General features: G+C 72.6%; 8 protein-coding genes. 3 read left to right on the top strand and 5 right to left on the bottom strand.

The genetic code is table 11. From position 1 onward, the window contains the following. Both CA983_RS38350 and CA983_RS38355 read right to left on the bottom strand, forming a co-directional pair. A partial coding sequence (locus tag CA983_RS38350) for an RNA polymerase sigma factor (protein ID WP_425276503.1) occupies window positions 1-1,032 on the bottom strand: 1,032 nt, incomplete at its 3' end. Window positions 1,033-1,411: 379 nt separating this feature from the next. Further along, window positions 1,412-2,368 (bottom strand): helix-turn-helix domain-containing protein, encoded by a 957-nt coding sequence (locus CA983_RS38355; RefSeq protein ID WP_244207276.1) that lies wholly within the window; start codon window positions 2,366-2,368, stop codon window positions 1,412-1,414. A 63-nt stretch (window positions 2,369-2,431) separates the two neighbouring features. Here CA983_RS38355 and CA983_RS38360 point away from each other — a divergent pair, with 63 nt between their 5' ends. Next, on the top strand, window positions 2,432-3,271 hold the full coding sequence (locus CA983_RS38360; RefSeq protein WP_086605332.1) for a phytanoyl-CoA dioxygenase family protein: 840 nt from the start codon (window positions 2,432-2,434) through the stop codon (window positions 3,269-3,271). 27 nt (window positions 3,272-3,298) lie between these two features. Here CA983_RS38360 and CA983_RS38365 read toward each other — a convergent pair whose 3' ends face one another. Genes CA983_RS38365 through CA983_RS38375 form a run of 3 tightly spaced genes read right to left on the bottom strand, consistent with a single transcriptional unit; the run spans window position 3,299 to window position 5,298 of the window. Continuing rightward, a complete protein-coding gene (locus tag CA983_RS38365) occupies window positions 3,299-3,871 on the bottom strand; it encodes a flavoprotein (protein WP_086605333.1) in 573 nt (190 codons plus the stop codon). Between the two features lie 17 nt (window positions 3,872-3,888). After that, window positions 3,889-4,089: a ferredoxin gene (locus tag CA983_RS38370; RefSeq protein WP_086605334.1), complete on the bottom strand. Its 201-nt coding sequence runs from the start codon at window positions 4,087-4,089 to the stop codon at window positions 3,889-3,891. Between the two features lie 12 nt (window positions 4,090-4,101). Continuing rightward, window positions 4,102-5,298, bottom strand: coding sequence for a cytochrome P450 (locus CA983_RS38375; protein WP_086605335.1), 1,197 nt, complete (start codon window positions 5,296-5,298; stop codon window positions 4,102-4,104). 349 nt (window positions 5,299-5,647) lie between these two features. On the opposite strand from CA983_RS38375, the gene CA983_RS38380 reads away from it, so the two are divergent. Next, a complete protein-coding gene (locus CA983_RS38380) occupies window positions 5,648-6,280 on the top strand; it encodes a LysE family transporter (protein ID WP_086605336.1) in 633 nt (210 codons plus the stop codon). A gap of 104 nt (window positions 6,281-6,384) precedes the next feature. Next, window positions 6,385-6,834, top strand: coding sequence for a nitroreductase family deazaflavin-dependent oxidoreductase (locus CA983_RS38385; protein WP_086605337.1), 450 nt, complete (start codon window positions 6,385-6,387; stop codon window positions 6,832-6,834). The last annotated feature ends 235 nt before the right edge of the window (window positions 6,835-7,069 follow it).

The raw sequence follows: 7,069 nt of genomic DNA on the forward strand, positions 1-7,069 counted from the left end.
GCCGTCGTGGGCGGGACCCTGTGCTGCTGCCTCTGTCGCGGGGACGGGTGGCGCGGCCGCCGTGCCGACCGGGTCGGTGAACGACTCCCCGACCATGCCGGCGAGGACGACGGGGTCGGGGAAGGCCTCACCGGCCACACCGCCGGGGAGCCCCCTCTCCGCGGTGGCCGTCTCCGTGCCGGGCCGCGGGGCGTCGGTCACGTCGCTCGGTCTGCCCTCCGCGTAGTCTCGCCCGCCCCAGCCCAGCACGCCCTCCGCCAGGGCGAGACCGAGCCCGTGGTTGAACTGGTCGAGCTGGTCCGCGGCGGCGGCGCAGTGCCCGCAGCCCTGGATATGCGCGCGTAGATCGGGGTCGAGGTCGAGGGCGCCTCGCCGGTACGTCACGTCGAGCAGGCGCAAATAGCGCCGGCACTCCTCGTCGGGCGCGAGTTCGCGGTGCAGTTGGAGGCTCTCCTCGCGCAGCCGGTCACGGGCCCGGCCCAGTTCGACGCGGGCGCACTCCTCGTCCAGGCCGAGCAACCCGGCGGGGACGGCGAGCGGTTCGGCCTCGACCTCGACGTGCCACAGCAGGCAGCGCGCGGACTGGGGCAGCCGCTTGAAGGCGCCGGACAGCAGGCGCCGGTGCTGCTGCGGCAGCAGCCGGGCGGCCACCCGCTCCCCCTCGCCGGCCCCGGACAGCAGTTCCGGGTGCAGCATGTCGCGTCTGTGGTCGGTGGCCCACTCGGCCGCGACACGCCGTACGGTGACGAGCAGATGGGGCCGCCACGCGGAGGTGGGGCCGTTCTGGCGCAGGGTTTCGCCGAAGATCCGGGTGAATGCGGCGGTGGTGAGTATGCCGGCGGAACGCGGACCGTCGGTGCACAGCCGGGCGTAGGCGGAGGCCGCCTCCCAGTGCCGGTCCAGGAGTTCGCCGACGGGGTGAAGTGCGGGGGTCGCCCCGGTCCACTTCCTGAGCTCGGCGCTCAGTTCCTCGTCCGTCGCGCCGATCCCGCGGGCCGGATCCGGGGAATTCGGCGGGCCTGCGTCGTTCACGGCTGCATTCCTCTCAAGGACATACGGAAGAAAGTCCATACCAAGGGGTATGCCGACCCGGTGGCTCGCGCACACGAAGAAAAGCGTGTTGTCCGGGTGCCGACAAGGCACACCTTTGCACAGGTCAGCGACAGGGAACAAGCGATCTCACGGTTTCGTGCATTGCGTACGCGGCCAGGAGCTTTTGACAAAGTGTCAACGTGTGGCGCGAAAGGGATTTCCGGGCTGTCCGCTCTGTTTTCCGGGGCGCGTTTTCGCCCGGCCCCGGGCGTCGCCCGGAAACCATTGAACTGCCGCCTGCACAGCAGCTCACACCCTCGGGCCTTCCCGGCATGCCCCTTTCCGGATCTCCTCTCGGAACCAATGACGATACCGCTGCTCAGCCCCGCGAACCGCCGTGCACCGTGTTCCGGTACGCCCCGGGAGGTGTCCCGTAGCGCTCGCGGAAGACGCGGTTGAAGTGGAAGGGGCTGGCGAAACCCGAGGCCGCGGCGACGCGTTCCACGGGCAGATCGGTGCCCTCCAGCAGCCGGGCGGCGTGCCGCAGCCGTGCCTCGCGCAGGGCGCGCATGGGCGACCGGCCGAGCTGGCGGCTGAACAGATGGGCGAAGCGGGACGGCGACAGGGAGACCTGCTCGGCCAGCGAGCGAACGGTGTGCGAGGCGCCCGGGTCGGCGTCGATCAGCTCCTGTGCCCGTTGGATCCGTGCGTCGAGCCCGGGGCGGGGTGCCGCCGGCCGGGCACCGGCGGTGGCGAGGAGGACGATCTCCTCCAGTGCGCACAGGGCCAGTTCACGGGCGGCACTGCCGTGCGCGACGGCGATCTGCCCGTCCGGGGCCACCACGTCGGGCGGCGCCCCGGCACCGGGCCGGCGGGCATCGGCGTGCATCCGCCGGAACGCCGCCTCGACACGGCCGTGCACTCCCGCCGACGCGGGCGTGACCGCGTACACCCCGTCACCGGCGTCGTACGGCCGCAGCCACCCGGCCCACGACGGGCGGGCCTGGCAGTGCGCCCACCAGAACCGCCAGTGCCGGGCGCCGGGCCCGACCGCGTAACCGTGCGGGACACCCGGGGCGAGCACGACCAGCCGGCCCGCGCCGGCCGAGGTCTCCACCCCGCCCTGCCAGAGCCGTCCCCGGCCTCCCGTGGTCCAGGTGAACAGCCAACTCGCTGATCCTCGCGGTCGGTTGACGCCGTATCCGGGCGGCTGGTCGAAGTGGCCGAGCACGACCAGGCCGGGCGGCGGTGCGGGGTCCCCCTCGTGCTCGTGCTCGTGCTCGTGCTCGTGCTCGTGCTCAGCAGTGCCGGGCAATCCGTCAGCACGCACGGGCATCCCCCTCGGTGGCTCGGTGGCCTAGCGTGTCGTGCCGGGAACACCTGACCGAGGAGTGCGCTCATGACAGTCACGGGCAATGGCGCCGCCGGCGCTCCCATCCTGGACCCTGCGGCGCTCGGGCGGTACCGGGAGCGTTTCGAGGAGGACGGTTTCACGGTCGTGCGCGGGCTCTTCGGGGCCGACGAAACCGAGCGGCTGTGCGACGCGTTCGCGGCGCTGCGTGCGGCCGGCCCGGTGCCCGGGCACTTCGAGCCGCGCGCGTCCGGGCCGGGCGCCGATCCGCTGCACGTCTGGCCGCGGGTGATGCAACCGCACGAGATCAACGACCTCGCTCGCGACGTCCTGCTGGACGCCCGGCTGCGCACGGTTCTGGAGGTCCTCCTCGGGGAGGAGGTCCTGGCCGCGCAGAGCATGTTCTACTTCAAGCCGCCGGGGGCCCGGGGGCAGGCGCTGCACCAGGACAACTTCTATCTGCGGGTGGAGCCGGGCACCTGTGTGGCGGCGTGGCTGGCCTGCGAGGTGATCGACCGGGAGAACGGCGGGCTGGAGGTCGTGCCGGGCACGCACCGGATGGACCTGTTCTGTCCGGAGGAGGCGGACGCGGGGGTGTCGTTCGCCCGGGAGTACGTTCCGCCGCCGCCCGGTCTGGCCGCCGTGCCGGTGGACATGGAGCCGGGAGATGTTCTGTTCTTCAACGGCAGTCTGGTGCACGGATCGCAGCCGAACCGTGCGGCTGACCGGTTCCGGCGGTCGTTCATCGCACATTACGTGGGGCGTTCGGCGGAGCGGATCGGGGGCTTCTACCGGACGTTGACGATGAACGGGGCGAGGGTGGAGTTGCCGGAGAGCGAGGGGGCGGGGCCCTGCGGGACGGAGTTCGCGCCGCAGGGGCCCCACTGAGCGCTCCGCGCGAGAGGCACTCTGCTTTCAGTGACCGGCGGTCGGATGCGGCGTGCGGGGCCGCTCCCGTTCATCCACCAGGTCCAGCGCCCGTTCCCAGCCGAACTCCGGCCGCCCGCCGTCCGCGTCCGGTTCTCCGGTGTACGGCTGCCCGAACCGCACGCCCATCCCACGCAGCCGTTCGAGACTGTCCCGGTAGGCGGGGTGGGAGGCCAGCGCGTCGGCCACGCACGGCAGGACGGCGATCGGCACACCGAGCCCCGCGACCTCGCACAGGGTGCCCAGGGCGAGGGTGTCGGCGATGCCGGCCGCCCACTTGTTGACGGTGTTGAAGGTGGCGGGCGCGACGACCACGGCGTCGGGCGCCGGGAACGGGCGCGGCTCACCCGGCGTGCGCCAGGCGGACCGGATCGGGCGGCCCGTCTGTGCCTCGACGGCCGCGGTGTCGAAGAAGCCGTTCATGGCGACGGGCGTCGCGATGACACCGACCTCCCAGTCGCGCTCCTGCGCGGCGGTGATCAGTTTGCTGACGTCCGCGGCGATACCGGCGGCGCAGACGACGACGTAGAGGAAGGGCTTCCGGGTGGCCTGTTCGGTCATCCCGGAAACCCTAACCGTCAGCTCACCGTCTCCGACACGGTGATGGCGCTCACCGGGCAGGCCCGGGCCGCCTCCCGCACCAGCGGGCTGGCGCTGCCGTCCTCCCGGCCGGGCAGCAGGGCGCTGTAGCCGTCGTCGTCCTGGGTGAACACGTCCGGGGCGGTCAGGGCGCACTGGCCCGCACCGATGCAGACGTCCTTGTCGATGTCGATGTGCATGGCGGAAGCCTCTTACCAAGTCACGGGGAGTTCCAGCATCCCCTGGATCGTGTCGCCCGGTTTGAAGGGGATCTCCTCGGCGGGAACGGCCAGGCGCAGCGTGGGCAGCCGGTCGAAGAGGGTGTGCAGGGCGATCTCCAGTTCGGCGCGGGCGAGGTTCTGGCCGAGGCACTGGTGGATGCCGAAGCCGAAGGCGACGTGGTGCCGGGCCGGGCGGCTCCAGTCGAGCGTGTCCGGGTCGGGGTAGACCGCCTCGTCGCGGTTGATGACGGAGGTCGCGAAGACCACGCCGTCACCCTTGCGGATCGTGGTCCCGGCCACCTCGATGTCCTCTACGGCCAGGCGCAGCAGACCGTCGGCGATCGACAGCATCCGCATCAGCTCCTCGACCGCGGCCGGCAGCAGCCCCGGGTCGGCGCGCAACTCGGCGAGCCGCTCGGGGTGCTGGAGCAGGGTGTAGGTGCCCAGCGAGATCATGTTGGCGGTCGTCTCGTGGCCCGCGACCAGCAGGATGAGCGCCAGGGCGGTCAGGCCCTCGCGGTCGAGCGCGCCGTCGCGCAGCTGCCGGTGGACCAGGTCGTCCAGCAGGCCGGTGCCGGGGTCCTGCTGCTTGCGGTCGATCAGCTCGCCGAAGTACGCCTCCAGCCGGTCGCGGGCGTCCTCCACGTCGGCGGTCTCCGGGCCGCGCAGCAACCGTCGCGACTGGGTCTCGAAGAAGTCGTGGTCGGCGTACGGGACGCCGAGCAGGGCGCAGATCACCATGGACGGCACGGGCAGCGCGAAGGTGTTCACCAGGTCCGCGGGCGGGCCCTGGGCGATCATCGCGTCGAGCCGTTCGTCGACGATCTGCTGGATGCGTGGCCGGAGTTCGGCGGCCCGTTTGAGGGTGAAGTCGCCGACGACCATCCGCCGCTGGGTGCGGTGCTCGGGGTCGTCGACGCCCAGCAGGGCCGTTCTGCGGTTCTTGATCCCGGCGAACCGCCGGGTCGGGGCGGGGAAGCCGGGACGGCTGCGGTCGGAGGACAGGCGCGGGTCGGCGAGCAGCGCGCGGGCGGTCGCGTGCCCGCTGACCAGCCACGCCTCACGGCCGTCGAAGAGGGTGATACGGGTCAGGGGGCGCTCGCCGCGCAGCGGATCGYAGGCGGCGGGCGGCTGATAGGGGCAGGTCCGGCTCTGGGGGAAGGCGACGGGTGCGGTCGTTTCCGTCATGAAGACCTCGCAGACGAAGTGTGCGTCGTGCCGATCTTCATTAGATGCCCGGGGCATCTATGGGGCGACGCGAAGTTCGGCCAGATCGGTGGCGGCTGCAACATGGCCGAGGAATGCCGTCTTCCCGTTCGAACGCCCGGCGTCGGGGGTCGCCTGCGAGAGCTTGGCCCTCGCCGGAAGCCGAGGCGCGGCGGTGCCGGTTCGAAAACCGGTTGTCCGTGGGACGGGACAGGCCCCAGGATCCAGCCATGTCTACGTTCGCCGTCCTCACGCCGCTGTCCGCCGCCGCTCCCGCCGCGCGCCGACAGCAGCGGTCCGGCCGCCGTGGAGAGCCGACACCTCCGCGGTCATGACGGCCGCGCTCGTCGCTGGACTGCTCGCCGGGTACGGCATCGCCGTCCCCGTCGGCGCGGTCGGGACGTACCTGGTCTCCCTCACCGCCCGCACGTCCCTGCGCACCGGTGTCTGCGCCGCGCTCGGCGTCGCGACCGCCGACGGGCTGTACGCCCTCGCGGCCACGCTCGGGGGAACCGCCCTGGCCGGCGCGTTGCGGCCGGTGCTCGGACCGCTGCGGTGGGTCTGTGTCCTGGTACTGCTCGCGCTGGCGGCGTGGGGCACGGCCACCGCCGTGCGCGAGTACCGCGGCCACCGGCTCGCGACGCGGACGGCCCCCGCTCCCCCGGGTCCCGCCCGGGCCTACCTGGCGCTGCTCGGCATCACTCTGCTCAACCCCACCACCGTGATCTACTTCGCCGCACTCGTGCTCGGCTCCCAGGCCACGGGCCCGGCCGGCCCGCTGGAGCAGGGCGTCTTCGTGCTCGCCGCCTTCGCCGCCTCCGCGAGCTGGCAGGTGCTGCTCGCCGGGAGCGGAGCCCTGCTGGGGCGGGCGCTGACCGGCCACCGGGGCCGGCTGGGGACGGCGCTGGTGGCGAGCGGGGTCATGACGGTCCTGGCCGTGCGGATGGCGCTGGCGCCGGGGTGAGGTGCCCGGCCGGCCGGGATGTGGCGCGGTGCGGATGATTCGGGGGCGTACCGGTGTTGAAGGCGGGTGCCAGTAGGCCATGACGCGAAGACGGGACGGATGCCATGCCTCTTGAGGGCGAGTACGAACCCAGCCCGACGCAGTGGGTGCGCAAGCAGGTGGAACTGTACGAGAGCTCCGGCGGCACGGAAGGGTCGACGCTTCAGGGCACGAAGATGCCGGTGGTCATCCTGACCTCACGGGGTGTCAGGAGCGGCAAGCTGCGCAAGACACCGGTGATGCGGGTGGAGCACGAGGGACGGTACGCCGCGGTCGCCTCTCTCGGTGGCGCGCCCAAGCACCCGGTCTGGTACTTCAACATCAAGGCCGATCGGCACGTGGAGCTCCAGGACGGTCCGGTCAAGCAGGACATGATCGCCCGCGAGGTCACGGGCCAGGAGAAGGCCCAGTGGTGGGAACGCGCCGTCGCGGCGTATCCGGCCTACGCCGACTACCAGAAGAAGACGGACCGGGAGATACCGGTGTTCGTGCTGGAGCCGGCCGACGGCGGGTGAGTCCCCGGGGCTTCGGGCGCGCCCCGGGGTGATTCCGGCCGGACGGAGGTCAGCCCTTCGGGTGGTCCGGCAGCGATCCACCGCCCAGGCGCCATGTCTCCGGCCGCAGGGGGGCGAAGCGGCCGACGCCCCGTCCGGCCACCGCCCCGTCCGGCCGATGCCCGGAACGTCGGGCGCCCCGTCCGGCCGACGCCCCGTCCGGCCGATGCCCGGAACGTCGGGCGCGCCCCGTAGT

This window comes from Streptomyces swartbergensis (genome assembly GCF_002148965.1).
GTDB lineage: Bacteria > Actinomycetota > Actinomycetes > Streptomycetales > Streptomycetaceae > Streptomyces > Streptomyces swartbergensis.